The organism is Deinococcus puniceus (genome assembly GCF_001644565.1).
In the GTDB taxonomy this organism is placed as follows: Bacteria; Deinococcota; Deinococci; order Deinococcales; family Deinococcaceae; genus Deinococcus; species Deinococcus puniceus.
This window is the reverse complement of sequence record NZ_CP011387.1, coordinates 2,424,463-2,449,892: the sequence shown is the minus strand read 5'-3', so window position 1 is coordinate 2,449,892 and position 25,430 is coordinate 2,424,463. Positions and strand designations below refer to the sequence as shown.

The 25,430-nt window shown below is 63.2% G+C and carries 27 protein-coding genes and 1 tRNA gene; 13 read left to right on the top strand and 15 right to left on the bottom strand.

What is annotated here, in order from left to right:
* Nucleotides 1–2 precede the first annotated feature (2 nt).
* The 5 genes from SU48_RS11235 (at nt 3) to SU48_RS11215 (ending at nt 2,853) form a co-directional block, all read left to right on the top strand.
* Nucleotides 3–494, top strand: coding sequence for a DUF4384 domain-containing protein (locus SU48_RS11235; RefSeq protein ID WP_064015329.1), 492 nt, complete (start codon nt 3–5; stop codon nt 492–494).
* A 40-nt stretch (nt 495–534) separates the two neighbouring features.
* Entirely contained in the window at nt 535–933 is a 399-nt protein-coding gene (locus SU48_RS11230) for a nucleotide pyrophosphohydrolase (RefSeq protein ID WP_082869757.1), read from the top strand.
* An 80-nt stretch (nt 934–1,013) separates the two neighbouring features.
* Nucleotides 1,014–1,769 carry a hypothetical protein gene (locus SU48_RS11225; RefSeq protein WP_064015328.1) on the top strand — a complete coding sequence of 252 codons (756 nt, stop codon included), beginning with the start codon at nt 1,014–1,016 and terminating at the stop codon, nt 1,767–1,769.
* Complete coding sequence (locus SU48_RS11220; protein ID WP_064015327.1) at nt 1,766–2,296, top strand: YfiT family bacillithiol transferase; 531 nt, start codon at nt 1,766–1,768, stop codon at nt 2,294–2,296. Before SU48_RS11225 ends, SU48_RS11220 begins: the two co-directional genes overlap by 4 nt.
* Nucleotides 2,297–2,376: 80 nt before the next feature.
* Nucleotides 2,377–2,853 carry a Nudix hydrolase gene (locus tag SU48_RS11215; protein ID WP_064015326.1) on the top strand — a complete coding sequence of 159 codons (477 nt, stop codon included), beginning with the start codon at nt 2,377–2,379 and terminating at the stop codon, nt 2,851–2,853.
* Between the two features lie 89 nt (nt 2,854–2,942).
* On the opposite strand, the gene SU48_RS11210 is transcribed toward SU48_RS11215, so the two are convergent.
* Nucleotides 2,943–3,581 carry an SDR family NAD(P)-dependent oxidoreductase gene (locus SU48_RS11210; RefSeq protein WP_064015325.1) on the bottom strand — a complete coding sequence of 213 codons (639 nt, stop codon included), beginning with the start codon at nt 3,579–3,581 and terminating at the stop codon, nt 2,943–2,945.
* A gap of 361 nt (nt 3,582–3,942) precedes the next feature.
* On the opposite strand from SU48_RS11210, the gene SU48_RS11205 reads away from it, so the two are divergent.
* Complete coding sequence (locus SU48_RS11205; RefSeq protein WP_064015324.1) at nt 3,943–4,371, top strand: hypothetical protein; 429 nt, start codon at nt 3,943–3,945, stop codon at nt 4,369–4,371.
* A gap of 97 nt (nt 4,372–4,468) precedes the next feature.
* On the opposite strand, the gene SU48_RS11200 is transcribed toward SU48_RS11205, so the two are convergent.
* The 3 genes from SU48_RS11200 to SU48_RS11190 form a co-directional block, all read right to left on the bottom strand.
* Nucleotides 4,469–4,660 carry a hypothetical protein gene (locus SU48_RS11200; RefSeq protein WP_064015323.1) on the bottom strand — a complete coding sequence of 64 codons (192 nt, stop codon included), beginning with the start codon at nt 4,658–4,660 and terminating at the stop codon, nt 4,469–4,471.
* Nucleotides 4,661–4,676: 16 nt separating this feature from the next.
* Complete coding sequence (gene era / locus SU48_RS11195; protein ID WP_064016020.1) at nt 4,677–5,642, bottom strand: GTPase Era; 966 nt, start codon at nt 5,640–5,642, stop codon at nt 4,677–4,679.
* Nucleotides 5,643–5,914: 272 nt separating this feature from the next.
* Nucleotides 5,915–6,763, bottom strand: a complete 849-nt coding sequence (locus SU48_RS11190; protein WP_082869756.1) for an SDR family NAD(P)-dependent oxidoreductase — start codon at nt 6,761–6,763, stop codon at nt 5,915–5,917.
* A 130-nt stretch (nt 6,764–6,893) separates the two neighbouring features.
* Between SU48_RS11190 and SU48_RS11185 the strand changes: the two genes are divergently transcribed.
* Entirely contained in the window at nt 6,894–7,556 is a 663-nt protein-coding gene (locus tag SU48_RS11185; RefSeq protein WP_064015322.1) for a TetR/AcrR family transcriptional regulator, read from the top strand.
* Nucleotides 7,557–7,657: 101 nt separating this feature from the next.
* Entirely contained in the window at nt 7,658–8,224 is a 567-nt protein-coding gene (locus tag SU48_RS11180; RefSeq protein WP_064015321.1) for a YIP1 family protein, read from the top strand.
* Between the two features lie 87 nt (nt 8,225–8,311).
* On the opposite strand, the gene ribF is transcribed toward SU48_RS11180, so the two are convergent.
* Both ribF and SU48_RS11170 read right to left on the bottom strand, forming a co-directional pair.
* Nucleotides 8,312–9,208, bottom strand: a complete 897-nt coding sequence (gene ribF / locus SU48_RS11175; RefSeq protein WP_064015320.1) for a riboflavin biosynthesis protein RibF — start codon at nt 9,206–9,208, stop codon at nt 8,312–8,314.
* The gene (locus SU48_RS11170; protein WP_064015319.1) at nt 9,205–9,726 is read right to left on the bottom strand and encodes an NUDIX domain-containing protein; all 522 of its coding nucleotides are present in this window, start codon (nt 9,724–9,726) and stop codon (nt 9,205–9,207) included. Before SU48_RS11170 ends, ribF begins: the two co-directional genes overlap by 4 nt.
* Before the next feature lie 99 nt (nt 9,727–9,825).
* Here SU48_RS11170 and SU48_RS11165 point away from each other — a divergent pair, with 99 nt between their 5' ends.
* From SU48_RS11165 to SU48_RS11155, 3 genes are all read left to right on the top strand, one after another.
* Complete coding sequence (locus SU48_RS11165) at nt 9,826–10,947, top strand: deoxyguanosinetriphosphate triphosphohydrolase (protein WP_064015318.1); 1,122 nt, start codon at nt 9,826–9,828, stop codon at nt 10,945–10,947.
* Between the two features lie 133 nt (nt 10,948–11,080).
* Nucleotides 11,081–11,157: transfer RNA gene (locus SU48_RS11160), tRNA-Ile, on the top strand.
* 484 nt (nt 11,158–11,641) lie between these two features.
* Complete coding sequence (locus tag SU48_RS11155) at nt 11,642–13,975, top strand: ATP-binding protein (RefSeq protein ID WP_064015317.1); 2,334 nt, start codon at nt 11,642–11,644, stop codon at nt 13,973–13,975.
* 520 nt (nt 13,976–14,495) lie between these two features.
* Here the strand turns inward: SU48_RS11155 and lipA are convergent.
* The 5 genes from lipA to SU48_RS11130 all read right to left on the bottom strand — a co-directional run bounded on the left by lipA (nt 14,496) and on the right by SU48_RS11130 (nt 18,324).
* Nucleotides 14,496–15,497 carry a lipoyl synthase gene (lipA, locus tag SU48_RS11150; RefSeq protein WP_064015316.1) on the bottom strand — a complete coding sequence of 334 codons (1,002 nt, stop codon included), beginning with the start codon at nt 15,495–15,497 and terminating at the stop codon, nt 14,496–14,498.
* On the bottom strand, nt 15,494–16,273 hold the full coding sequence (gene lipB / locus SU48_RS11145) for a lipoyl(octanoyl) transferase LipB (RefSeq protein ID WP_064015315.1): 780 nt from the start codon (nt 16,271–16,273) through the stop codon (nt 15,494–15,496). The genes lipA and lipB overlap by 4 nt, the downstream gene beginning before the upstream one ends.
* Before the next feature lie 265 nt (nt 16,274–16,538).
* Nucleotides 16,539–17,027 (bottom strand): hypothetical protein, encoded by a 489-nt coding sequence (locus SU48_RS11140; RefSeq protein ID WP_064015314.1) that lies wholly within the window; start codon nt 17,025–17,027, stop codon nt 16,539–16,541.
* A 78-nt stretch (nt 17,028–17,105) separates the two neighbouring features.
* The gene (locus tag SU48_RS11135; RefSeq protein WP_064015313.1) at nt 17,106–17,927 is read right to left on the bottom strand and encodes a Cof-type HAD-IIB family hydrolase; all 822 of its coding nucleotides are present in this window, start codon (nt 17,925–17,927) and stop codon (nt 17,106–17,108) included.
* Nucleotides 17,928–17,937: 10 nt separating this feature from the next.
* The gene (locus SU48_RS11130) at nt 17,938–18,324 is read right to left on the bottom strand and encodes a 4'-phosphopantetheinyl transferase superfamily protein (RefSeq protein WP_064015312.1); all 387 of its coding nucleotides are present in this window, start codon (nt 18,322–18,324) and stop codon (nt 17,938–17,940) included.
* Nucleotides 18,325–18,479: 155 nt separating this feature from the next.
* On the opposite strand from SU48_RS11130, the gene SU48_RS14400 reads away from it, so the two are divergent.
* Nucleotides 18,480–19,328, top strand: a complete 849-nt coding sequence (locus SU48_RS14400) for a HepT-like ribonuclease domain-containing protein (protein ID WP_231881615.1) — start codon at nt 18,480–18,482, stop codon at nt 19,326–19,328.
* On the opposite strand, the gene SU48_RS11115 is transcribed toward SU48_RS14400, so the two are convergent.
* The 4 genes from SU48_RS11115 to SU48_RS11100 all read right to left on the bottom strand — a co-directional run bounded on the left by SU48_RS11115 (nt 19,325) and on the right by SU48_RS11100 (nt 22,180).
* Complete coding sequence (locus SU48_RS11115; protein WP_064015311.1) at nt 19,325–19,777, bottom strand: DUF3291 domain-containing protein; 453 nt, start codon at nt 19,775–19,777, stop codon at nt 19,325–19,327. The two genes, SU48_RS14400 and SU48_RS11115, sit on opposite strands and share 4 nt — an antisense overlap.
* 68 nt (nt 19,778–19,845) lie before the next feature.
* On the bottom strand, nt 19,846–20,823 hold the full coding sequence (locus SU48_RS11110; protein ID WP_064015310.1) for an aldo/keto reductase: 978 nt from the start codon (nt 20,821–20,823) through the stop codon (nt 19,846–19,848).
* Nucleotides 20,820–21,290 (bottom strand): RidA family protein, encoded by a 471-nt coding sequence (locus SU48_RS11105; protein WP_064015309.1) that lies wholly within the window; start codon nt 21,288–21,290, stop codon nt 20,820–20,822. Before SU48_RS11105 ends, SU48_RS11110 begins: the two co-directional genes overlap by 4 nt.
* Complete coding sequence (locus SU48_RS11100) at nt 21,287–22,180, bottom strand: NAD-dependent epimerase/dehydratase family protein (RefSeq protein ID WP_064015308.1); 894 nt, start codon at nt 22,178–22,180, stop codon at nt 21,287–21,289. The genes SU48_RS11105 and SU48_RS11100 overlap by 4 nt, the downstream gene beginning before the upstream one ends.
* Before the next feature lie 330 nt (nt 22,181–22,510).
* On the opposite strand from SU48_RS11100, the gene SU48_RS14325 reads away from it, so the two are divergent.
* Nucleotides 22,511–25,282 (top strand): DUF937 domain-containing protein, encoded by a 2,772-nt coding sequence (locus SU48_RS14325; RefSeq protein WP_064015307.1) that lies wholly within the window; start codon nt 22,511–22,513, stop codon nt 25,280–25,282.
* The last annotated feature ends 148 nt before the right edge of the window (nt 25,283–25,430 follow it).

Below are 25,430 nucleotides of genomic sequence, written 5' to 3'. Positions count from 1 at the left end.
CTATGCGTAGCCTCCTTGTTCTTGGCGCACTCAGCTTGACCCTGAGTGCCTGTACCGTCAGCGTTCGTCCTAACCTCGGCCTTAGCGGCAGCAGCAGCAACCTGATCACCAGCGTGCGCCCAGACCGGGGCGAGGGCGGCAACTACGTGGTGGGCGAGGCCCTGCGCCTGAGCGTGACCACCCGCACCGCCGGATACGTGACCCTGTTGGCCCTGAACGCGGGCGGCGCGGCCAATGTACTCGTCCGCGACGCCTACGTGCAGGCCGGAACCACCACCTTCCCCCGCGCTCAGGACGGCGTGACTTACAACGTGGCGGCCCCGCGTGGACTCCAGCGTGTGCGTGTGCTGTTTACCCGCGTGCGCCCCACCACCGACCTCGTGCTAGGCGGCGTGTACGACGGCAACCGTTGGAACCGTGCCAGCGACGAATACCTGAACAACTACGCGCCCGCTGACCGGGACGTGCAGGAAACGTACTTGTACGTGCGCTAACGCTTAAGCCTCAAGTTGCCTTCTGGAAGCCAGTCGCCCCATGCGGCTGGTTTTTTCGTACTCTGCCCGCATGACAGATGCTGTTGCTCCGCTGACCTTCGAGGCGGCCCGCGCCCGTGTGGACACCTATATTTCCCAGTTTAAGGAAGGCTATTTTCCGCCCCTGCTGATGCTGGCCCGCCTGACCGAAGAAACGGGCGAGATTGCGCGGGTGATTGCCCACCAGAACGGCAAAACGCCCAAGCCGGGGGAAGACGTGGGCGACCTAGAGTTGGAATTGGCCGACCTGCTCTTCGTCATGATCTGTATGGCAAACGAACGCGGCCTAAGCCTAGAGCGAGGCTTCGAGCGCATGATGACTAAAGTGGAAACGCGGGATGCGGATCGCTGGACACGCAAAGTCGGCCCCTTAGCGGAGAAGGAAGGACAGCCGGGCTGATCTGAATGAGGCGCTGCTTACTCCGGCTCTCCACAGCAGATTCCTTACTGCAAGCTGCCGCCGAGGGCGTACAGTACCTCATGGCCCGTTTTCTGCCCCGGCTTGTTGGTGTAGGTGCTGTCGTCTTGTTGGCCCTCGCAGGCACAGCGGCGGCGGCCCCGCGCCTGATCTACGACGCCAGCGTGAATCCGCCCCCGCCCCCGATTAGCCCGCCCGAACGCCGCGCATTGATCGACCTGTATCTGGCGCGGGGCCTCAGCGTGTGCCCTGATTTTCAAGTTCTGTTTCGCGGCTCTGGGCGGTTCACAGCAGACCAGAATCAAACCTTTTATCTGGTGTCCAACTGCTACACGGGCAGGGCTTCCAACCTGTACCGCGAGCGACTGGCCGGAGACGCCCTGATCCTGAACGGTCAGAACCCGGTCTACTTTAAGGCTGGCTTTGCAGACGATGTGGCGGTGCTGCCCGCTGTAGGCGGAAGCCGCCTGAATGCCGTGCTGACGAAGATTTGGCAGGGGCCGACTCAGGGGTATTTCTGGAACAGCACAGAGATCATGCGGTTTGCGGGCGGCACATTTAAAAGCCTCGTGTACTTGGGGCCGACCTATGCCGATAAAAGTACGCTGGGCACCGTGCCCACCAGCAGCAGGCGCACCCTCTGGTTTGACAGTGCAGCCCCCAACCTGCTGAGAATGCGGGAATTTACCAGTCCTCAGTGCGACACTTGCCCGGACGCGACCCGGCCTTACGTGCCTGCGCGGGCCAAACAAAGCCTGAACGTGCTGATAGACCTGACTCGCCCCCCCGAAGATGCCCCTTGGATGCGTGAACCATGACCCAGACTGATGCCCAGACTGATGTTCGTCACCCCACTGGCCCCATGCCCACCCCACTCACGCTGACGCCAGCAGAGCGGGCCGAAGCGGTGGCCGCCGTTCGCGCCCTGCCCGCCGAATTGCGTGCGGCGGTGGCCGATTTGGGAGAATCCCGCTTAGATACGCCCTACCGGGAAGGCGGCTGGACGGCGCGGCAGGTGGTTCATCATGTGGCCGACAGCCATCTGAACGCCTATGCTCGCCTGAAACTGACGCTGACCGAAACCAACCCGACCATTCGACCCTACGAGCAGACCCTCTGGGCCGAGCTGCCCGACTCGCGCCTGCCCGCAGAAGTCAGCCTGAACCTATTGGAGTCGCTGCACGCCCGGATCGTGGCCGTGCTGGAGGGCGTACACGACGCGGATTGGGCACGCCAATGGACGCACCCCGCGCAGGGCCGCACCTACACGCTGGATACTTTGGCCGCCATGTACGCTTGGCATGGCCGCCACCACATAGCTCACCTGAAGTTGATCGGGGTTTAGGATGGACTGGCTCCGGTTGCCGACTCTCCGCAACACCACCGGAAAGCCAGCAAGCTCTGCCTCTGGCTTACCGCACTAACATGCAGTACGACGAAACCCTGCACATCCCGGTCACGCTGCGTTCGGCGGGCGTGGTGGTTATCGATGCAGCGGGCGCGGTGCTGTTGGTGCAGGAGGGCAAACCCGGCAGCCGGGGGCTGTGGCACTTTCCGGCGGGCGGGGTAGAGGAGGGTGAGAATCCCCAAGACGCCGCCGTGCGCGAGGCGTGGGAAGAAACGGGACTGCGCGTGCGGCCCATCAAGCTCCTGAATACGCTGCTGGGCAAGATGCCAGACGGCGTATTGATCTTGCGGTTCGCGTGGCTGGCAGAAGTGATCGGGCCAACGCTCGCCCCCGCGCCCCGGCCTGAATTTGCCGCTGAGGTGCAGGAAGCGCGTTACTTTTCCCGCTTGGAAGTAGACGCCTTGTACGCCGCTCGCCAGTTGCGGATGCACCACACCAAGCTGTTTATAGACGCCGCTTTTGCCGAGTGGGAGCGGGCTGAGGCTCTGGCGTAGGGCAGCCGTTTGAAATTTCTGGCCTTGCCTAAAGCGGAGTCTCCCCGGCCCCCACACCCTTCCCACGTTCCACGATCCACACTCCAAACTCAGCTCTCTACCCGCAATTCCCCCTGCGCCGCCCCCGCTCTGTCAGCAGCAATGGCCTGCGCTACCGCTCCGGCGCTGATGGCTCCACGGGGCACGCGGCCCACTTGCGTCCACAGCGGTGTATCTACGGCGGGCGGCAGCACCAGCGTCAGCGCCTTTTGCGTGCCACGCGGCAATTCCAGGCGGGCAATGGTCACGGCCTGCGCCAACGCGGCTTTGCTGGCGGCGTACTGGGAAAACCCTTTGGCCGTCACCAGTTCGGGCCGTGCGCCGATCAGGTACATGCGTCCACCTTCGGCCAGCTTGGGCAGCCCATATTTCAGCGTCCAAATGGCCCCAAAATAATTGGCATTCCACACGGCCCGCACCTGCGCGGCGTCTAGGTCGGCCAGGGGTTGAGGCAGGGCCGCGCCCGCCGCATAGATCACGGTGTCCAGGCTCTCCACGCCGTCCAGCAGCGAGCGCACGTGGCTTTCAAAGCCCACGTCTACCCGCTGCGATTTGGCCCCGGTTTCGGCAGCAACAGCAGAGAGTTTGGCCTCGTCGCGCCCGGCCAGAACCAGTGAATCTGTGGCGGCCATCGCCCGCGCCATCGCCGCGCCAATGCCGCCCGTAGCCCCGATAATCAATGTGGTCATGCAGCGCAGTGCAGCACAGGCGGGGGCAGGTATGCCGTATGCGGGCATGCAAAAGCCGCCTGTCTGAAGCCCCCCGGCACTAGACCTTATAGTCATAGTCATCCAATCCATACAGATGACGATTGAAAGGAGAAAAGGCTGATCTTTAATTCAACCTGAGTCAGTAAGAAAGAATACAGAATGTATGGGATAATGCCGAAGTCGGTGGGGTTCAATAGTGTGACGTCAGGGTCAGAAGTACCATCGCGGCGTTGATTTAAGAAGCGAGGGCGAAGAGTCAGGTAAAAGCCTAATTTTTCATATGAACGCCCCTTGCACCCCCCTCTATTGTGGAACCGAATAGAGGACAGCACACTGAGATATGAGAAAAAAGTTAGGCTTCCTGATCGCTGCTTCTCTCCTGCTGATCCCCTCTGCCCTCGCTACAGACTTCGTGACCAAGTCCAATCTCACAGGCTTTCAACTGCCCAAGGGCGCACTTGAACTCACCGACGACGACTTCTCCGAAGAAATGGTCGAAGTGCTGGATGCGACGGCGGCGGAGCTGAACGGCAAGTGCCAGTATCATGAGCTGCTGTTCTGGGAAGGCAAGCCCGCCGCCATCGCCAAAGACCTGAACGCGAAGATTCCCAAAGACTTCAAGTATAAGAGCTTGGATGTAGGCGAGACCTCGGACGGCGGCGTGTACGAGCAGTTTGTGCTGACCACGCCCAAGATGTGGGTGGCCGGGACTTGGTTTCAGGGCGAGGCCGACGTGGTTTTGGCGTGGTGTACGGTGGTCAAGAAGTAATTTTGCTCTCGCACCCACATTTCTGAGCTGCACAAACCGCCCCCGCTTCAGCATCGGCTGTGAGCGGGGGCGGTTTGTGCCGAAGTCAATTGAAGCTCTAGTTGCGTGGCTTGCGGTTCTCGTTGATCAGAGTGACCAGTTGGGGTGAACGTTTAGCCCCATTCAGTTCGGCCAGCAGCGTGGCAGGATATTCCTTGCAGAGTTCTCCCCACCAACGCTCTGTTTTGCGGTTCCAGACTCGCCCACCGTCACTGGGAATGGCCTTGGTGACAAACCGGACGCGGCTCATCCGAACAGAATTTCCCTTACTCGTAGCCCAATTCGCGCAGGGCTTCTTCGTCCTCGCGCCAGCCGGGAATGACGATCACTTCTAGGCCCAAAAAGACTTTGCGGCTCAGGAACACTTCCAGTTGCTTGCGGGCGGCCTGACCGATTTCACGCAGTTGCTTGCCGCCTGCGCCGATCACCATGCCCTTGTGGGCGTTCTTTTCCACCACGATTTCGCCTTCGATGCGTTGCAGGCCGTCTTCGCGCTCCGTCCAACTGTTCACGCGGGTAGCGACGGCGTAGGGCAACTCGTCGCGCAGCTTTTTCATGGCTTCTTCGCGGATAATCTCGGCGGCCCACATTTCCCGCGTCTGGTCGCTGGCCGCGCCGAGGGGGTAGAAGAAGGGGTTTTCGGGCAACACGTCCAGCAGTTGCTCGCGCAGGGTCGCTACCGCCTGTGGGTTGTTCTGGGCGCTGAGCACCGTTTCGCTGGTGTCGTGGGTGCGGCCTTCCAGCAGCGCCCGGTACAGCTTCATGGCCTCCTCGGGATACTTGGCCACGTCGGTTTTGTTGCCCACCAAGAACAGCGGTTTGGGCAGTTCCCGCACCTGCCGCGCCACCAACTGGTCTTCATCGGTAGGCGGGTGGCGCAGGTCAACGACCCAAATGACGGCGTCCACATCGGCCAACGCGCTGTGAACCTCGTGGTTCATGTACTTGCCCAGCGCGTCTTTGGGCTTGTGCAGCCCCGGCGTATCTACGAACACCAGTTGGCGGTTGCCCGAAGAATGGATGCCGCGCACGCCGCGCCGCGTGGTCTGCGGGCGGGGGCTGGTGGGCGCGACTTTGGTGCCCAAAAACGAGTTCATCAGGGTGCTTTTGCCCACGTTGGGTTTGCCGACAATCGCCACGAACCCGGAATGGGTCTGCGGAGCCTTGCCCTTCTGGGAGGCCGTGTCTTTGGTCGTGCGGAGGTGATCTGGGCTGGAAGCTGAATCCGTCATCATTTCCATTGTCGCACGCGGCTGCTGGGGCAAGTGTTCATTGGGACAGGGAGGAGCGGGGCTGGCGGTGAGCAACATTCAAGGGCGGCTCAGTTCCACGAGCGTTTAGCGTTGACGATTCCGGGTGAACCCCCCAGTCTGCTTCGCAGCCAGCCCCCCTCAAGGGGAGCGCAACAGCTTTTAGTCCCCACCTCTAAGGGGGGGCGTTGCAAAGCAACGGGGGGGTTCACCTTCCACCAAAGACTCTTAGACCCTTGACCCTTAGACCGCCCTTAGACATTCCTCCGCGCCTGCACCCGCGCCATCAGGCGGGCCACCGCAGCGCGGGGCAAGAGGCGCGGCAACAGCGTTTGGCTGCGGTTGAAGCCGCCCGCGATCAGCACCGCTTGACCGCGCAGCATGGCATTCACACCTTGTTTGGCAACTTCTTCGGCACTGAGAATGCTGAGCCGAGCGACGCCGCTCAGGAGTTTGCTTTCACCCAGATTGGCCGTGTCCTGAAAGCCCGTTTCCACCGGGCCGGGGCACAGGGCGGTCACGCTGACGCCGGTGCCGCGCAACTCCTCGTTCACGGCCTCACTGAAGCTCAGCACATAGGCTTTGGAGGCATAGTAGACGGCCATCAGCGGCCCCGGAATGAAGGCGGCGGTGGAGGCCACATTCAGCACGCGCCCACGCCCCCGCGTCACCATGTCGGGCAGAAAACGGCGCGTCAGATCGGTCAGGGCGGCAATGTTCACGGCCACCATCCGGTTAATTTCACCCGCGTCCTGCGTCCAGAATTCGCTGAAACCGCCGAAGCCAGCGTTGTTGACCAGAATGTCTACCGTCAGATGGCGGGCCGCCACTTCGCGTTCCAGCACTTCGCCAGCGTCGGGGCGGGTCAGATCAAGCGCGATCACGGCGGCCTGAATGCCGTGCTTGGCGCTCATTTCCTGCGCCAGCGTCTGCATTTTGCCTTCGCTGCGGGCCACCAAGATCAGGTGTGCGCCGCGTGCCGCGAGTTGCCGCGCGATGGCCTCGCCAATGCCGCCGCTTGCGCCTGTAATGAGGGCGGTAGCGGGTTGGTGGCGTTGAAACTGGTCTGCGTTGGCCTGTGTCTGTTGCGTCTGCTGGGTCATGTCATCTCCTGTGGGCGGTCTGAGTGACTCCCGGTAAGTCAGACTTTACTAACTACGAGTAAGTCTGTCAAGCCGTGTTGATATGTTGTTTCGTCTTGACTTCTCCCCAATCCTCCCTTCTAATTAACCGGTGGTTACTCTTGCCCGTGCCCGATCCGACAGCGCCAAAGAAGCGCGGCGGGCCGATATCCTGCACCAAACGCTGACGCTGTGGCAGACGCACCGCTATGAAGACGTGACGCTGCAAGCCGTCGCGGGGCGCGTGGGCCTCACCAAACCTGCGCTGTACGGCTATTTTCCCACCAAAGAAACGCTGTTTCTCGCGCTGTACGAGGAGTTGTTGGGCGCGTGGCTGCACGCTCTGACGCGGCATCTGCGGTTAGGCGGCACGCACACTCCGGCCAGCCTCGCGGCGTTGGTGTGTACGCTGCTGGCCGAACACGCCGCCCTCACGCGCCTGATTCCACACTTGGCGGGCCTGCTGGAACGCAACATCAGCCAAGACCGCGCCCGCGCCCACAAGGGTTGGTTGTTGGGGCAGTTGCAACCGCTCGCGCCGCTCTTGGAGGGTGCGCTCCCCGGTCTGCCCCCCGGCGCGAGCCTGCCCCTGCTGACCTACACACAGGCGTTGGTGGCGGGCCTGTATCCGATGTCTGACCCTGCGCCCGCTGTACAGGCCGCCCTGCAAGACCCGGAACTCACGCCGCTGTGCGTGCAGTTCGGGCCTGCCTTGCAAGAGGCTCTGACGGCGCTGTATACGGGCCTGTCTGTGAGAACAGAGCAGTACAAATGAGCAGCGGCTCGCCGTGTTTGTGCCCTTCATCCACTGCAAAGATTGACCAAGTGTCAAGCATGCTCTGAAACTTCTTTGACAGGAGCGGCGTACTGTGTGGCATGAGCCGCCCAACCCAATCTGCCCCCACCGATACCGTTGCCCAGATGCTTCCCCAGAGTATGGCCGTCCTGACGCGCCCCAGTCCCAGCACCTTCGAACTGTATGAAAAGCGCGGCGGCATGACGCAAGCCGCTATTTATGTGGTTCTGGCTGCCTTGGTTTCAGGCGTCATCGCTGGAATCTTCGCCCCTTTTCATGACCTGAACCTGTTCAGCCAGTTTTTCAGCCGCCTGATTGCCATTCCTGTCCAGTTCGCTATCTTCGTGGCCGCCGTCTACCTGATCGGCAAGAATCTGTTCAAGGGTACGGGCACCTTTTCCGAAGTCGCCTACACTTTCGCACTGTTCTTCGTGCCACTCAGCATCGTCGGCACTCTCATCGGCATCATTCCCATTCTGGGCTGGATTGCGGGCATCCTCATCTCCATTGCCATGGTTTTCTTCGGCTTTTTGGCCGTTCAGTCCAGCATGAACCTGCGTGACCAAACCCAAGCCGCCATTACGTTGGTTTTGTCGGGTCTGGCTTACTGGGTTGTGGGGGCCATCGTGATCGGCATCTTGCTCTAACTTTTCAGCAGATTCCGGTAAGTTTGAACGACAACCAAACGAGCAGGGGCCAAAGTTCTACGCTTTGGCCCCTGCTCTTGCGCCTTGCTACTTCACACCCACCAACGCCGCCCGCGCATTGGCCGCGTCCTGCTGCAATTGTGCTTTCAGGGCGTCCAGACCGCTGAATTTTTGTTCGCCTCTGAGGTGGGCAAAGAACTTGATGTGCAATTCTTGGCCGTACAAGTCGCCCTCGTAATCGAACAGATGGACTTCGAAGCGGCGGGTGGTGCCGTTGACTGTAGGCCGGAAGCCCACGTTTGCCATGCCGTGCCAGCGCCCGTGATCGCCAATCGCCACCACCGCGAACACGCCCATCGGCAGCGCCTTGCCGTCTGGAACACTGATATTGGCCGTCGGCCAGCCGATGGTGCGCCCCAACTGATCGCCGTGAATGACCACGCCCTGCGCGTCGTAATGGCGGCCCAGCAGGCGGCGTGCGCCCTCCACGTCCCCAGTTTTCAGGTATTCCCGAATGCGCGTGCTCTTAATATCCTCGCCGCCCAGCCCATGAATCGGCACCACCACCACTTCCGGCGCGACTTCGGCCAAGTCTGCCGCGCTGCCCGCCCGCCCGCGCCCGAAATGAAAGTCTTCGCCCACGACGACGGTGCGGGGCCGCAGCAGCCGCAGGTCATCCAAAAACGCTTCCTTGGGGCGGGCCGCAAATTCGGCGGTAAAGGGCACGGCCACCGTTTCATCCACGCCGTAGCGGGCCAACAACTCCAGCTTTTCGGGCAGCGTCGACAGGAATTCCACGCCCTGAGTCAGCACGCGAGTCGGCGGGTCGAAGGTATACACCACGCTGGGCACACGGTGTTCGCGCGCTTTGGCCTTCAGTTGGGCGATCAGGGCTTGGTGTCCCAGATGAATTCCGTCGAAGCTGCCGATGGCGACCACCGTTTCGGTATCGGGGCGCTGACCGGGCGCGATGAAGGTCTTCATTGCTCGGCACCCGCCGCCAGCAGTTGCACGCCGAACAAGGCCGCCGTGATCGTGGCCGCGCTGCCCACCAGCGTGCCGCCCTGCAGGCCGTCCAGTACGGCTTGTGGGCGCATCCACAGCACTTCTATCTCTTCGTCGTCATCCATCGGCAGGCGGGAGTCGCGCAGGTTGCGGGCGGCGAACACGTACAGCAGTTCGTCGCAAAAGCCGGGGCTGGAGTAGAACTGTGTCAGCAGCGTCATCTCGGCGTCTAGGCCCGCCTCTTCCTGCAACTCGCGGCGGGCGGCCTGCTCCGGCGTTTCGCCCTCGTCGATCAATCCTGCCGGGGCTTCTACCGTGTGCGCGTTCACGGCCCGCCGAAGCTGACGCACCAGCAGCATTTCGCCCGCGTCGTTCAGGGCCAGAATAGACACGGCAGCGGCGTGCCGGATCACTTCCCATTTGCCTTCTTGCAGTTCCAGACGCAAAATTCGCCCGTCATAGATGACCTGTGTGCCGCCTGCCTGCGAATCGCTCATAGGCGCATTCTGGCAGAGCGGCGGAGCGGGGAAGCAGGCAGCGTTACGGTTTCTTGGCGTTTTGGCCCCCGCAGCCGCGCCATCTGCCAGAATCGCCGCATGTTGACCCGCCAGCAGTTGGAGGCGCGAGAGGCGGCCACCCTCGCGCCCTACGCGACCTTCAGCGCCGATTCGCGGGGGCGGGCCTACCCGGAAACCGAAAGCACGACCCGCACGGCGTTTCAAAAAGACCGTGACCGCGTGCTTCACACCACTGCTTTTCGGCGGCTGGAAGCCAAAACGCAGGTGTTCCTGAACGCGCAGGGCGACCATTACCGCACCCGCCTAACGCACACATTGGAAGTGGGGCAGGTGGCCCGCTCGGTGGCGCTGACGCTGGGCCTGAACGAAACCTTGGCCGAAACGTTGGCGCTGGCACACGATTTGGGCCACCCACCCTTCGGACATGCGGGCGAACGAGTGCTGAACGGACTGATGGCCGAGCAAGGTGAGTTGGGACGGGGCGGCTTTGACCACAACGGACAGGCCCGCCGAATCGTGACCTTGTTGGAAGACCGCTACGCCGAATTTCCGGGCCTGAACCTGACCTATGAGACGCTGGACGGCCTGAACAAGCATGACCGCGCCGGATTGGAGCGCCCCAGTCTGGAAGCCCAGTTGGTCGACGCTGCCGACGCGCTGGCCTACACCGCGCACGACCTCGACGACGGCCTGCGAAGTGGCCTGATCACGCCCGCGCAACTGGCTGAATTGCCCCTTTGGAACGAGTTGTTGGCCCGCGTGCCCACCGCCGCCCCCGACCTGACCGAGCGAGACCGCCGCACCCTGCACCGTGAGTTGCTGGGCTGGCTGATCTCTGACCTGACCCAGTCCAGTGACGCGGCGATTGCGGCCAGCGGGGTTGCGACGGCGCAGGCCGCCCGCCAACATCCGGTGGGCCTGATCACCTACAGCCCTGCTATGCGTGAGCTGCTGCGCGACACAGCCACTTTTCTGCGCGAGAACCTGTACCGCCATTGGCGAGTCGAACTGCAAGTGGAGCAGGCCACGCGGGTGCTGGAAACGATGTTCCGGGCTTTTCTGGCCCGCCCGTCTATGCTGCCCCCCACCGTCCGTGCCCGTGCCGAGGCCGAGGGCTTGCCCCGCGCTGTGTGCGACTTCGTGGCCGGAATGACAGACCGCTACGCACTGGAAACCTACGGCCTGATCACACCGCCCTGAGTGCGGGGCCGCCTTGCCCGTTGACACCCTGCCCCGCCCCTGATACATTGATCCCCGCCCGCCAGAACGGGGGCGCAGCGTGAGAATGCTGCTGTGGTGTTGGTCAAGTGTGTTGGTTGAAGACAATCGGTGCGCGGGTGTAGCTCAGTTGGTTAGAGCGCACGCCTGATAAGCGTGAGGTCCCCAGTTCAAGTCTGGGCATCCGCACCAAAAGAAAGATTCCCCGTCCTAGGCGGGGTTTTTTGTTGCCTTGCACAATCTTGACCCTGTTCTAAGCAGCAGTGGTCGTGCGCTCTTCAACTCGGCTGTATTCCTCGTCAAAGGAGCCTTTCTGATGACGACGGATCAATTTTGGGAGCAGTTCTTTTATCACCTGCGGGTGCAGCGGCGCTCGGCGGCCACCCTCAGCTTCTACTCGGTACCTGGAGCGCGAAGGCCTGCCTCAAGAAGTGCCGGGCCTGAGCATCACCCACTCTTAGCTTGAGGCGTCTGGAGGTACACAGCAGCAGGGACGGGCTCCCTCCCCATCACTGTGCTGGCTCCACCTGCTGTCACCTTCGCCAGCTGTTGGAAAGACCGCAGCAGCGCAGGTCTGAGCCACTGCGGCGGTCAGGAGCCCTTGGGCCTCAGCATTGGGGCGTCAATAGCAGTGTTCCGCCCTCCTGCTGTGTCTCCAACACGCTAGGCTGCCTTGATGTCGGAGCCTTCCCCCTTCCCCCACCTGTCCCTGACGGAGCGTTTGCAGGACGTCACCGAACTGTTGGCGGCGGCCACCACGCCTGCCTCGGTCTTCAAGGTGATTCTCGCCCCAGCGCTCACCGCTCTCAACGCCATAGCTGGAGCAGTGCTGCTGGTGAACGAACTCGGGAACGGTTTGGACGTGGCGGCGACTGCTGGGCACGAAGAGGACGCCCAGACCATCTGGCAGGCGGGGCCGCTGCAGACGGAGATGCCCGCTGGGGACGCGCTCCAGTGGGGTACACCGCTGTTCTTCGAGCATGCTGGAGCGCTCACCGCGGCCTATCCCGAACTCGAAGCGCACACCGGCGTGATCGCTCCTGTCGCCAGCGCCGTCTTGCCCATGTTCGAGGGTGGGCAGCCCTTGGGCGTCATCGTGCTGGACTTCAGGGAACCGCACACCTTTTCCCTAGAAGAACAGCATTTCCTGCGAACCCTGAGTGCCCAGTGCGGCATCGCCCTTGGCCGCGCCCGCCTGATGTCCGAATTGCAGCGGCAAGTGGATCAGCGCACCCAGCAGGTAGCAAGGGAGGCGCGCGCCCAAGAAGCCTTCATCGCGTTTACCGAGGCGGTGGGTACCGAGACGGAGGTTCTTCTGCTGGCCCAGCACAGCGTGACCGTGCTGGATCAACGCTTTCCGGGCAGTACCGTCACCTACTACGAACGCGAGGACGGGCGCTGGAAGCTGCGGGTGCAGAGTGAGGATCTGACTGCGAACCCGGTGCTGCTGGAACAGTTGCGGGCCGGTCTTCCCTTAGAGACCCCCGTGTTCGCAGCCGTGCTTCAGACTCACGCCCCTGTGTTCGTCAACGGCTGGGACGCGCAGCAGGAGCAAGTAGAACACACCGACATGTACCACACGGTTGCCACCTATCCCTTCTTGCGGCAGGGCGAGGTACAGGCGGTGCTGGGCATCGGCCTGAGAGACCAGATGCACTGGGCAGACAGTGACCGCGCCCTATTTCTGGCCGTGTGCCGGGGACTGAGCCTCGCCCTTGACCGGGCTGAGCAGATTCAGCAGGTGCAACTTCAGAAAACAGCTGTGCTCAACCGCAACCGGGCGCTCGAAGCGTTTGCCCAGCTTGCCCAAGACTTCATGTTCGAAACCGGGCGCTTCCCGTTGGTGCGCCGCGCTCAGGAGATCGTGCTGACCTTGTTGCCGCCGGGCTACGCGGTGTATTACGAACCCGAGGGTGAGCTGTGGCGCTGCCGATCTCAGGTGGGCGACTTGGGCAACGACGCGCTTCAGGCCTTGGTGGACGCCGGGTTCCCCTTGGAAATTCCGACCCTGCGCCAGCCCTTCGAGACCGGTCTGCCGCTCTATCAGGATGTGTATGCCCAGGGCAGTGACACGGACGCCGCGGTGGTCAAGCACATCCAGGCCGTCGTGTCACTGCCCCTTCAGGTATCGCGCACGACGGTGGGCATCTTTGTAATTGGCCTGTTCCACCAGCGCAAATGGACAGCCACTGACCGGGCGGTGCTGGAAACGACCATGAACAGCTTGAGCTTGGCCCTCGAGCGTGCCGAGCATGCGCGGGAACTGACGGCCCAACGCGACGTCCTAGATGCCCGAACCCGCTCCTTGAGCGCTGCCAACGAGGAACTGGAGGCCTTCGCCTACTCGGTGTCGCACGACCTGCGGACTCCGGTGCGGCACATGACGAGTTTCGGCACCCTGCTCCGCAAATCGTTAGCAGACCGTCTGGACGAAAAGTCGGCCCGCTACCTCACCATCATGGATCAGGCGGCGGGGCGGATGAACACCCTGATCGACGCGATGCTGGAGCTTTCGCGCACTTCCCAGCAAGCTCTGCTTCTCCAACCGGTCGATCTGGATCGGTTGGTGATGGGGGTACGGCAGAGCCTCGAGTCGGAGCTGAAGGGGCGACAGGTGACTTGGACGATAGGCCCGCTTCCGCTGGTGATGGGGGATCAGGGACTTCTGCGCCAAGTCTTCGAGAACCTGCTGGGTAACGCCCTCAAGTACAGCGCTCCTCGGTCAGAGGCACAGATCGAGATCTGGGCGGAGGACGGCCCCCAAGACTGGCGCATCTTTGTGCGCGACAACGGCGTGGGCTTCGATAATCGCTACACGCACAAGTTGTTCGGGGTGTTTCAGCGCCTGCACCGCCAAGAAGAGTTCGAAGGCAACGGCGTAGGGCTGGCGAACGTGCGCCGGGTCGTGGCTCGGCACGGCGGCACCGTGACGGCGCAAGGACAGGTGGGAGAGGGGGCCACCTTCTCGTTCACCTTGCCGAAGAGTGAGGACGCCAGCGCCCCTGAGTGAAGGCGTTGACCTCCCGCCTCGTTTTCTGGGTAAGTTGAGACCGTACAGATGCTGAATCCAGAGATCAGACGCGGGGATGCGGATTCCACTTGAAAGCGCCAGAGTTGACGCTTCAACCGGAGCGGACTGGAACAGACGCGCAGCAGAGCGGGGAGAAAAGAGTACGGGCTACGCGCTATGGACGCCCAGGCGGTGCTGTCCCGGTTGTGGTGCAATGAAACGGAGTCGGTCTAAGGCAGTGGAGCGGACAGTTTCCCAATTCTGCTGATCGCTGCCCAAGAACACAACGTTTTCGCCGCTCCCTCTAGTGGGGGCCGGGGACAGCTCGCCCGCGAGAGGCGGGGACTCGGAGAGCTTCGCACAAGAGGGGCACGGGCAAGGCGTACCAGGCGACGTTTCTCTTTGGCCTGTTTTTCTGAAGTAAAAACTGTCTGAATCAAAGAGGTCTCCAGCGCACACCTCGGCTCAACAGCAAAACGCCGGAGCAGGCAAAAGCTCAGGCGTTCGCTTTCTCATGCCCTCAGATCAAACTCAGTTGCTCGCCGCCTTCCAAATGGGCCAGATGCTCGGGCAAGTTGCCGGGCTTGTCCATCACGATCTGTTCGGCTTTGTAGCTGCTGCGCACCAGCGGCCCCGACACGATTTCTAGGAAGCCCAGTTTCATGCCCTCTTCCCGAATCTCTTCAAATTCGGCAGGCGACACGTAGCGCACCACGGGCAGATGGTGCATGGTGGGGCGCAGATATTGCCCGAAGGTCAGCACGTCTACCCCGGCGGCGCGGCAGTCGCGCATGGCCTCGCTGATTTCCTCACGGGTTTCGCCCAGTCCCAGCATGATGCTGGTTTTGGTGATCACGTCGGGGCGGGCCTGCTTGGCGTGGGCCAGCACCGCCAGCGTCTGGTCATAGCTGGCCCGAATATCGCGCACCGGGTGGGTCAGGCGGCGCACCGTTTCGATGTTTTGGGCGTAGGTGTCCACGCCGCTCTCCAGCACCAAGTCCACGCAGTGGGTATTGCCGCCAAAGTCGGGCGTCAGGGCTTCCACGCGGGTCTCCGGGTTCACGCGCTTGATGGCCTGCACCGTTTTGGCAAAGTGGTACGCGCCGCCGTCGGGCAAATCGTCGCGGTCTACGCTGGTCAGCACCACGTATTTCAGGCCCATCAGGCGCACGCTGTCGGCCACTCCAGCGGGTTCGTCCAAGTCCAGTTTGCCCATCGGATTGCCTGTGTCTACCGCACAAAAGCGGCAGGCGCGGGTGCAGATATGGCCCATCAGCATGAACGTGGCCGTGCCCCGGCTCCAGCATTCGCCGATGTTGGGGCACATGGCTTCCTCGCAGACCGTGTGCAGGCGGTGTTCCTTCACGATTTTCCGCACTTCCCCGAACACTTGCCCGGTGGGAATGGTCACCTTCAGCCAGTCGGGTTTCTTGTCGCGCACGGGCACGCTGTCTTTGCGGTAGATGCCGTTTTTGATGAATTTGGGTTCTTGGGTGCTGGGTGTCGTGGGGTCTTGGGTCATGCGGTGGCTCCCTGTAGGCTTGGGGAAGATGGATTGAGGGGGCTTGCCACGTCGGGCAACGTCCAGTCGTAGGCGGCAAAAGTGGTGTGGAAGGCAGAGATCAGGGCGGCTTTGGCTTCGGCTACGCTGGCCGTGCGCTCTACGCCGCGCAACTCGTATTCGCGCTGCACGCTGGTCATGTGGGTGCCGCTCAGGCCACACGGCACGATCAGGTCAAAGTGCTGCAAGTTGGTGGTCACGTTCAGGCCCAGCCCATGCAGCGCCACATTCTTCTGCACCGCCACGCCAAAAGAGCAGATTTTTTGCTCGTAGGTCAGGCCGTTCACGTCACGCGGATTCACGTACACGCCCGCGTAACCGGGATTGGGGCGGGCGTCGGGCAGGCCGAGCGCGGTCAGGGCGTGCAGGGTGGCGGCTTCCAGCAGGCGCAAAAAGTCCGCGACTCGCCTCCCCACCGGAAAAATCGCGTAGGCCACCAGTTGACCGGGGCCGTGATAGGTCACGTCGCCGCCGCGCTCCACTTCCAGCACCTCTATGCCCTGCGCGGCCAGATACTCCCGCGTGACCACGATATTGCTGCCTTCCCGCGCTTTGCGGCCCAGCGTCAGCACGGGCGGATGCTCCAGCAGCAGCAGCGCAGGCCGCCCACCTGCCGCCACCCGTGCATGGTGCTGTTTTTGCACATCCCACGCTTCCCGGTACGGCACCACGCCGAGGTCAAGCACGTCAAACGCGCCCACAACAGCAGCTTCAATTTCCCCCGGTAAGGCTCTCACGCCCAGAATTGTACGCCCACGCCGCCACCTTCCAAGGTGTGAAGGGGCTGTATTTGGGGGCAGATTCACCAATTGGGGTGGTGAAAGGAGGCGTGTGTGGTGGTAGGCACGCGGAAAAGGAGGGTGCTGGGGTGTCCGGCGGGTATGGACGGAGAGGCGTCTAAGGTGCTGGGGCGGGGACATTGACTGGGTGGATCGGCCTTCCGCTTCGGCCCTTGCCCTTCCTTAGACCCTCAGACCCTAGACCCTTAGACGCCCTCCCACGTCACTGATTCCGGCCAACATCCCCCCGCGCCACCTGATCTTCCGTGCGGTCTTGCTCCAGCGAAATGCCGAACGCATCGACTTTTCCGGCCTTGTCGAAGCCGATGGTCAAGGCCCACACCAACTTGGGAGCCTTCTGGAAGGCGGCGCTCCGCACGTAATAGGTCACGCCTGCCCGCGTAAACGTCCGCTCGCGCACCAGTTCCTGTTCTGCGCCGAAGTCGCGCACGCCCGTTTCCCGAAATTGCCGGAAGCCCGCCAGTGTGCCCCATTGTCCGCGCACATCGGCGTTAAAGGCGTTCCAGAGGTTGTCCAGCTTCACCGCGTAGAACTCTTTCATCAGGGTGCGCCCGCGTGTGAGGGCAGTCTTTTCTGCGGCGGTGGGTGCGGCGACGGGCGGCGTGGTGGGGGTTTTTTGGGCCTCGGCAGGCGCGGCAGCCGTCAAGACCAGCAGCAAGGCTCCGGCAGCGTGCGGGCGAATGGGATTCATGGCCTAGCGTAAGCGCTCGCGGGCGGCGGTCATGTCAGCGGGATGACGATTTGCGGTGAGGAGGGCCAGTCTCAAGAATCAGTTCAGGCCCAGAAGCCGCTCTACCACCAGTGCCACCCCGTCCTCATCGTTGCTGAGCGTGACTTCAGAGGCGGCGGCCAACGCTTCGGGTTCGGCATTGGCAACGGCTACGCCCCGGCCTGCCCATGCCAGCAGTTCTGCGTCGTTGGTGGCGTCACCGAAAGCCAAGACTTCAGCGGCCTCTAATCCCAGATGTGTACACAGATGGGCCAGTCCCCACGCCTTGCTGACGCCTTCGGCCAGCACTTCTAAAAAAGGTGCGCCCGAATGGGTCACGGCAAATCCCAGCACACCCAGCGCCTGCACTTCGGCCAGCAGTTGGCGCGGTGTCAGGGTGGGGTGCCGCACGATAAACTTGAGACTCGGAGCGTCTAGTACGGTACTGAGGGCGTGTTGACCCATATCGCTGGGATCGCGCTTGTGATCTTCGAAAGTCGCTAGAGCGGCGTAGTCCGTCTGCGCGACAAACACTTCTCCGCCGTCGCGCACGCTGGCAAAACGCACGTCCGGCACGCGCTCCGACAGCAACAGGGCCAGCCGGGTTTGCGCTTCTACCTCTACATGTGCCGTAAACAATGTCTCACCCGTCGTCAAGTGAACGCAGTGTGCGCCGTTCCCACACAGTGCCCACCCTTCAAATCCGGCCATCTCTGCGATTCGCTGCACCCCACGCGGTTGACGGGCCGTAACGGGCACGATGTGGATGCCTGCTGCCCGCGCTGCGTTCAGGGCCGCCCGCGTGCGTGGGCTGACCGTTTGGTCGGAATGTAGCAAAGTGCCGTCCAAATCGGTGGCGATCAAACGAACAGGGCGCGTCACCACTCCAACATCACCCACGCTGTTCCAAAATAACCACTGCCGCCGCGTGTTCCCGCGTGTGCGTCAGGCTCAGGTGGGCCACCCAGCCGCGCTCCTGCATCTCGGCGGCGATATGCGGCGCAAACCCCAAGATTGGCGGCGCAAACGGAAACGGGCCGTCCGGCGTGCGCTCGCGCTCTACCCACACGTCGCGCCATCCGTGTGGGCGGGGCCAGACCTTCTGAAAGGCTTCTTTGGCCGCAAACCGCGCTGCGAAACTGGGCACCGGGTCGGCCAATCCGGCGCAGTACGCCAACTCCAGAGGGTGAAACAACCGCTCGGCCCGCGCCCCTTCCCGCGCCAGCACGCCCCGGATGCGCTCCACTTCGATCAGGTCGTTTCCTATGGCGAGAATCATGGGGGAAAGTGTAGGGCGCTGACGCGCCGTGAGTGGGAGCAGGCGTCGTGGCGATGTGAATTTAATCTTGAGTTGTGTTCCCGAACCCAAACCTGAAAACGTTAATGCTCTCTCCCGCCGCGCTTTTCCCACGATCCACCCTCTACACTCCCTCTGTGACCCAACCCGCCCCCTTGTTCCCCGACTTGCGCCTGTACGATGTGGCTCAACTCTTGCAAGCCAACGCCGCCCAGTGGCAGGCGCTCGGTGTGGTGCGGGTGCGGGTCTTCGGCAGCGTGGCGCGGGGGCAGGCGAACAACGATTCGGATGTGGATCTGCTGGTGGATTTCGCCCTGACCACGCCGCCAGCGGGCCTCCTTCAACTCATGCGCGTCAAAGACCTGTTCGAAGATTTGCTGGAACGCCGCGTGGACGTGCTGACCGAGGGCGGCCTGAAGCCTGCGCTGAGGCGTGAGATTTTGGCTGACTGCGTGGATGTGACAAAAATTCCGATTGACTCCCGTCTGTTTGGGAGTCAATTCGAGCAGAGCGAGCAGGAAAGGGTACGGGTTCCGGGAGATGGAGCCGCAGGCGGTGTGGTTCCGACTGTGGCGGAATTGGACGGAATCCGTATGATGAATGCGGGCCTGCCCACTGCACCCCGCGTGGGCGTGAAGCGGTGGCGGTGGCGGGTCTTTGACTTGCTGGACGCTCTAGACCGCATTGAGCGTTTCACGTTTCTGCACACGCTGACCACTTTTCTGGCCGACGAACAGGCCCAAGACGCCGTGCTCCACAACCTTGCCCGCTTAGGCGAGACCACCAAATTCATTCCTCAGCGGATACAGGACACGCACCCGGAAGTGCCGTGGGTGCTGCTGCGCGATATCCGCAACCTCGTGTCACACGACTATTTTGGAATAGATACAGAGTTGCTGTGGCACACGGCCCGCCAAGAATTGCCGGGATTGCGGGCGGCATTGCAGGCGTTGGCGGAGGGGGAAGAAGAGGGGAGAGGCGGCTAAATCGTCTCCAACACTTCTGGCCCGTGCAATTTGCTCAGTGTAAAGGCGTGCGGCGTCGGCCCATGCGCCTCTAAGTGGGCCAAACGGTCATGGGCCTCGGCGGGGGTTGGGCGGTGTTGGTCATCTACCCACCACAGCGCCAAATGTGGGGTCGCCAGCCGATTAAACCAGTCGCGGCGGCGGCGCAAAAATTCGACGTGCGGCCCGGTATACGTGAAGGCGTGTAGGGCTTCGGCACTCTCCCAGACGCTCAGATTCACGATCAGCAGGGGGTCGGGGTCGTACACCACACTGGTCGCGTCGCCGCTTTCGTCTTGGAGCCTCCAAACAAAGCCCGGTGCAGCGTCGGCCAATGCATTGATGGGCGCGAGGCCCTCCACGAAACCTTGCAGTTCGGGTGCGTCCAGCGGCGCACGCAAGCGGGCGATATTGACCTGAGCCAAGAGCATGACAAAAGTTTACTGACTGGGGACAAGTTAGGGCATACCGCAAGCCTGACCCCTATCCTGCATCCCCCCTAATTCCAAGCCATCCCCGCCCGCTCCTGCCAGTACACCGCCGGAGCTTGCGCTGCGTCCTGCAAGGCGTCCAGCTCCTCTAACCCAAGTTCCAGACTCACGGCGCTGAGGTTGCTGCGAAGGTGTTGCTGCGTGGTCGCGCCGCTGAGTACCGTGTCGGCCCAAGGCTGCGCGAGGGCGGCGGCGAGGGCCACAGCGTCGGGCGTGGTGTGCAGGCGGGCGCACAGGTCGGTGATGGGTTTGGGAAGGGTGGCCCGTGCGGTCAGGCGGCCATTGGCAACCCCTTCCTTGACCACCACGCCCCAGCCTGCCGCGTGCGCCTCTGCCAACGCCGCGCCCGCTGAAGGCTCCAGCAGATTCCAAGTGGCCTGCACCACACTCAGGGGATTCACGCCGTCCACGCGCACCTCCAGCGCCCGCTGCAACGTCGCCGCCTGAGTTGGCCCGCTGAGGCTCAGGCCCACGCGCACGCCAGATTCGGCCAGTTCGGCCAGCCGTGCCAGCACCCTAGCGTCGTCCAGCACGCCCGTTTCTAAGGTCGCGGAATGAATCAGGTAAATGTCGGGCGTGCGGCGCAGGGCGGCTAACGTTTCGGGCCACTGGCGCTCCAGCGTAGGCCGCGTGTGGTCTTTGACCTCGTGCTGCTCGGCGTCGGTGCGCCAATTGGCGGTGTAGGTGTAGCCCCATTTGCTGCCGACTGTGGCGGTGTGGGCAGTGGTTTCAAGCCAGCTTCCCAAGAATTCTTCGGCCAATCCATAGCTGCGGGCCGCGTCAAAGTAGCGCACTCCTGCCGCCCAAGCCTCGTCCAGCATGGCATGGGCGTTGGCCCGCATCGCCTCCACCGACTTTTCTGGCCCCAAGTCGGCCCCGTGTCCTACGTTGATGTACCCGGGCCGCCCCAACGCTGCCAAGCCGAGGCCGAGGCGCGTGACGGTGGGCGGGTTGGCTCCCAGTAGGCGGTGTTCTAGTCCGGTCATTTGGCAAAATCCATCTCGGTATTCATCCCAGAATCCACACTGGCAGAATCCACACTGGGCAGGGGCAAAATCGCTTCGGCTTCAATTTCTACCAGATGGTCGGGGTCGATCAGCGCTGCCACCTGTACCATGCTGGCGGCAGGGCGAATGTTGGCAAACACCTCGCCGTGTGCGCGTCCTACCGCTTCCCACTGCCCGATGTCTGTTACGTAGATTCGGGTTCGCACCACGTCCTGCATGCGCCCGCCGAGGCTTTCCAGCGCGGCCTGAATAATGTTGAGGATCACGCGGGTCTGGCCCGCCGCGTCACCCACGCACTGAACCTCGCCGTGCAGGGTGGCGGTGGTTCCGGCGACATGCACGATTTGGCCCACCCGCACCGCCCGCGAATAGCCCACCACGTCTTCCCAAGGGCTGCCACCCGAAACGCGTTTGGTGATGGGGCGTTGAGGTTGCTGGGGCTTCATTTCTGCTCCTGACTTGCCAGACCCACATAGTCCGGTGCGGCAAATATTCCGCCCTGACGCTGCTCGGTAATATCGCTGGGGTCGCCGTGAATGTGGCCCACCACTCCTGCAAAAGCTTCGGCGTCGTCCTGCGGCGCGTAGCCCAACTCAGCCCAGCCTTCATCGGTCATCCAGCGGCGGGTGTTGGCGCTGATGCCTGCCACGATGCGGAAGCCGTCTGGCAGGGCGCTGGCGGGCGCAGTAACGGCGCGGGCAAACAGTTGGGCGGCGTCGCGGTGAGACAGCCAAGTGGAGAGGTGGCGGGCGTCCTGCGGTTCCCTCTGAAACGAGCAGATGCGTACCGACACGAACTCCAGCCCGAATTTTTCGGCGTACATGCGGCCCAGCGCTTCGCCATAGACCTTGCTGATGCCGTAATGGGTATCGGGGCGCACGGGGACATTGGGGCCAATTGGGGGGCCAATCGGCGTGCGCGGATACATCCCCACCGTGTGAATGCTGCTGGCGAATGCTACGCGCCGCACGCCCGCCTGCCGCGCCGCTTCCAACACGTGGTAAGTGCCGTCTATGTTCACGTCGCGGATGCGCTCGTAGCGGTCTTCGTTGGCAATGCCGCCCAAGTGAATCACGGCGTCTACGTCCTGCATCACGCGCTGCATCGCCTCTAGGTCGGTCAAGTCGGCCTGCTGCACTTCCTCGCCTGCCCGTGCGGGGCCGAGATCGCGGGCGTCGGTCAGGCGCAACACCGTCTGGGGATGAGCCAAAAAGTCGCGTAGACCTGTCCTCAATGCGCGGCCAATCTCTCCGGCAGCTCCGGTGATCAGGATTCGGCGGGGCTGGTTGCTGGTCTGATCGTTGAGCTGATGGGGGTGATCGTCGGGGGCATTCATGTCCTCTATCCTGCCCTGTCAAGGCCGTTCCTGTCTTGTGTGGGCCGACCCTGCCAAACCTAAGCAATCGCTCATGGCCGCATGTGAGAGGGAATGGAAGCTGAGCTGTACGGTGATTCGGGGCGGGCCAACGCTGATCGCGGCAGCCCCTCTGCCCCCGAGGGGAAACCTTAATGTGCCGACTGGTCAATGAGGCCCGGCGCAGTGAAATATCTTACAATCTGGGCCATTCGCTACCGAGTTGATTCTGTTTGCTGTTCACTGCCCACTTGTCCCTGCTCACTTTCCACTGCCTCTCTGATGCTGGCCCCCGTTTCACAGGAGAACGTTATGACCTTACTGGATCAGATCCAAAGCTATTTTGGAGCCGGAGCCGCAGAGCAGTTGGCCCACGCCGTCAAGCTGACGCCGGAGCAGGCCCGCACCGCGCTGCACGCTGGTTTACCCCTACAACTCGATGCCCTCGTGGATCACGCCGCCACCTCTGAAGGCCGTGAGCAAGTGCTAGACGCCGTGCAGAACCTGCCCCAGTTCGCCAGCGTGCAGGACGCCCTGAACGACGCCGACGGAGCCAGCAATCTGGAGCGGGCCGGAGAAATGCTCTCGCCTGTGCTGCTGGGCGGGCGGGGCGATCAGATCACGCAGGCGGTGGCAGCCAAGCTGAGTGCGGGCCAGACCGACACCGGAGCCAGTGGCGGCCTACACAGTGGGGTGCAGCGCCTGATGCAAATGGCGCTGCCGCTCTTGCTCAGCTTTTTGGGTCAGCGCGGCCTGAATGCGGGCAATGTGGCCACCATGTTGCCGGACATGAGAGGCGGCTTGGCGGGCCTCGCTGGTCTTGCTGGAGCTGGGGCGCTGGCCGCTGGCCTCGCCAAGACGGAAGTGAAGCTGCCGGGTCTGGATACACCCGATCTGGGCCAACCCCAATTGGGCAAGGTGGATTTGGGCAGCGCCACAGTCGTCACGCCCGATCTGCACCCGCCTGACCTGCACAAGGCCAATCCGGGTGCAATCGGCGGGCTGGCCGCTGCCGGGGCCGCAGGGTTGGCCGGAGCCGCGCTGACGTCCGGCAATCTGCTGGACTTTATCAAGGGCCAGTTCACGCCTGCGGTGGCCGAGCAGGTGGGCAAATCGGCAGGATTCGGCGGCAGTACGGCGGGCCGGGCCACGCTGGCCGCGCTACCGCTGGTGCTGAACGCGTTGGTCAACAAGGGCCGCACCGAAGCGGGTGCAAACGACGTGCTGAACATGGCCCGTCCGCTGGGACACCTGGCCGCCGATGACGGCACCCTGAAGACCAATCTGCTGAACGACGCCGCCGAGACCGCCCGCATGGAAGGCCAAGGACGCGGCCTGTTGGGCGGATTGTTCGGCAACGTGGAAGCGGTGACCGGGCGACTGGGTACCGCAGTGGGCGGCAGCGGCGCGAACGCTGGGCGACTCTTGGCGATCCTCACGCCGCTGGTGCTGGGCTTGTTGGGCAACCGCGCCCGTGCAAGCGGCGTGGGCGCAGGCGCGTTTTCTGGCCTGTTGGGGGGGATGGGCGGCAGTCTGGCGGGTCTGCTGCCTTCCGGCCTGTCCAGCTTGGGCGGGTTGTTGGGTGCAGGGGCACTGGGTGCGGGTGCAGCGGCCACGACGGTTGCAGCGGCAGTTCCGCCTGCCCCCCGTCCGGTTACGCCCCCGGCGACTCCGCCTGTGGTCACGCCAGCGGTGGTCAGAGAGCCGGAGCGCAAACGCGGCGGCTTCCCCTGGTGGCTCATTCCTCTGGCGCTCCTCCTGCTGTTGGGCGGCTGCTGGGTTCTGAACCGCAATCCTGCCGCCACCACGGGCACAGGCACGGGCACCAGCGCAGCGGCGGGCGGCATCGTGGTCACCAACCCCACAGCTGATGCCAACCTGCCTGCCGCCGAGTTCACCATGAGCGGCACAGGCACGGCGGGCGACACCCTGAGCATTGCCGATCAGGGCCAAGAAGTCGCCCAGTCCACCGTAGGCGCAGACGGCCAGTGGACGGCCACCATTCCCGCGCCTACGGTGGGCGAACACACCTACAGCATCACCGGCGGGGACGGCACGGCCAAGAGTGAATTCAAGGTCAACATTACCGACGACACGGCCAGCACCGAGCCGACAGCGACTGACCCAACCGGAACCGACGCGGCTGCGGCGGGCGACTCTGGTACGGGCGAGTTCTCTATCACCGAACCCGCTGCGGGCGCGACCTTGCCCAGCGGGGACTTCGCCCTGAGCGGTAGGGGCACCGCCGGACAAGAAATCGAACTGTTCGACGGCGACACCAGCCTCGGCAAAGTGACGGTAGACGCGGATGGAAACTGGACATTGCCTGTGACGGGCGCGGCGGCTGGAGCGCGGGCCTACGCCGTCAAGGGCAGCGACGGCACCGAACTCGCCACCCTGAGCGCCACGGTTGGGGAAGCTGGGGCCGCAAGCGGCACCGAAACCGGAACCGAAGCTGGTACGGATACCGCTGCACCCGACACTGCCGCGCCGGACGCTGCTGCACCCACTGGAGCGGCCCCCGTTGCCGCCGACTTCTCCATTACCGAACCCGCTGCCGACGCGCAGTTGCCCGCAGGCGGCTTTGCCCTCAGCGGTCAGGGCACGCCCGGAGCCAGCGTAGAAGTCTTCGAAGACGGCGTGAGCCTCGGCAGCGTGACGGTGGGCGCAGACGGCACGTGGACAAAAGACGTGCCCAGCCCCGCCGAAGGCGCACACACCTACGCCGTGAAGGCCGCAGACGGCACCGAGTTGACCACCGTGAGCGCCACTGTCGCCGCCGCCACCGCTGCTGCGGGTGCTGCTGCCGAAGCCTGCACCGAGGACTACACCCTCAGCATCACCGACGGCCAGACCGTCTCCGAACCCTTCCGCTTTGGCGGCGTGGGCGGCGGCGAAGGCTACAGCGTCACCGTCAAACGTGGCGAACGCCTGATCGGCACCAAAGACATCAAACTGGACGGAAGCTGCGGCTGGGCGTACCAGAGTCGCCCCGGCGTCGGCACCGTCACCTACGAGGTTCGTCCTCTGGGCGACGCCAGTGCCGAGCCTCTCAGCACGGTGAACTTGACCGTCGCGCAGTGAGGCCTACGGGTCTAAGGGCTTAAAGACTGTTCAGCACGGCATTGAGATAGTTACCAACGATCAACACCGCTCCTCTCGGGGGGCGGTTTTTATTGCTGGATGATGGTTGACTGCGCCACCCGGCCTACCCCTGTCCCGCCACGCGGCA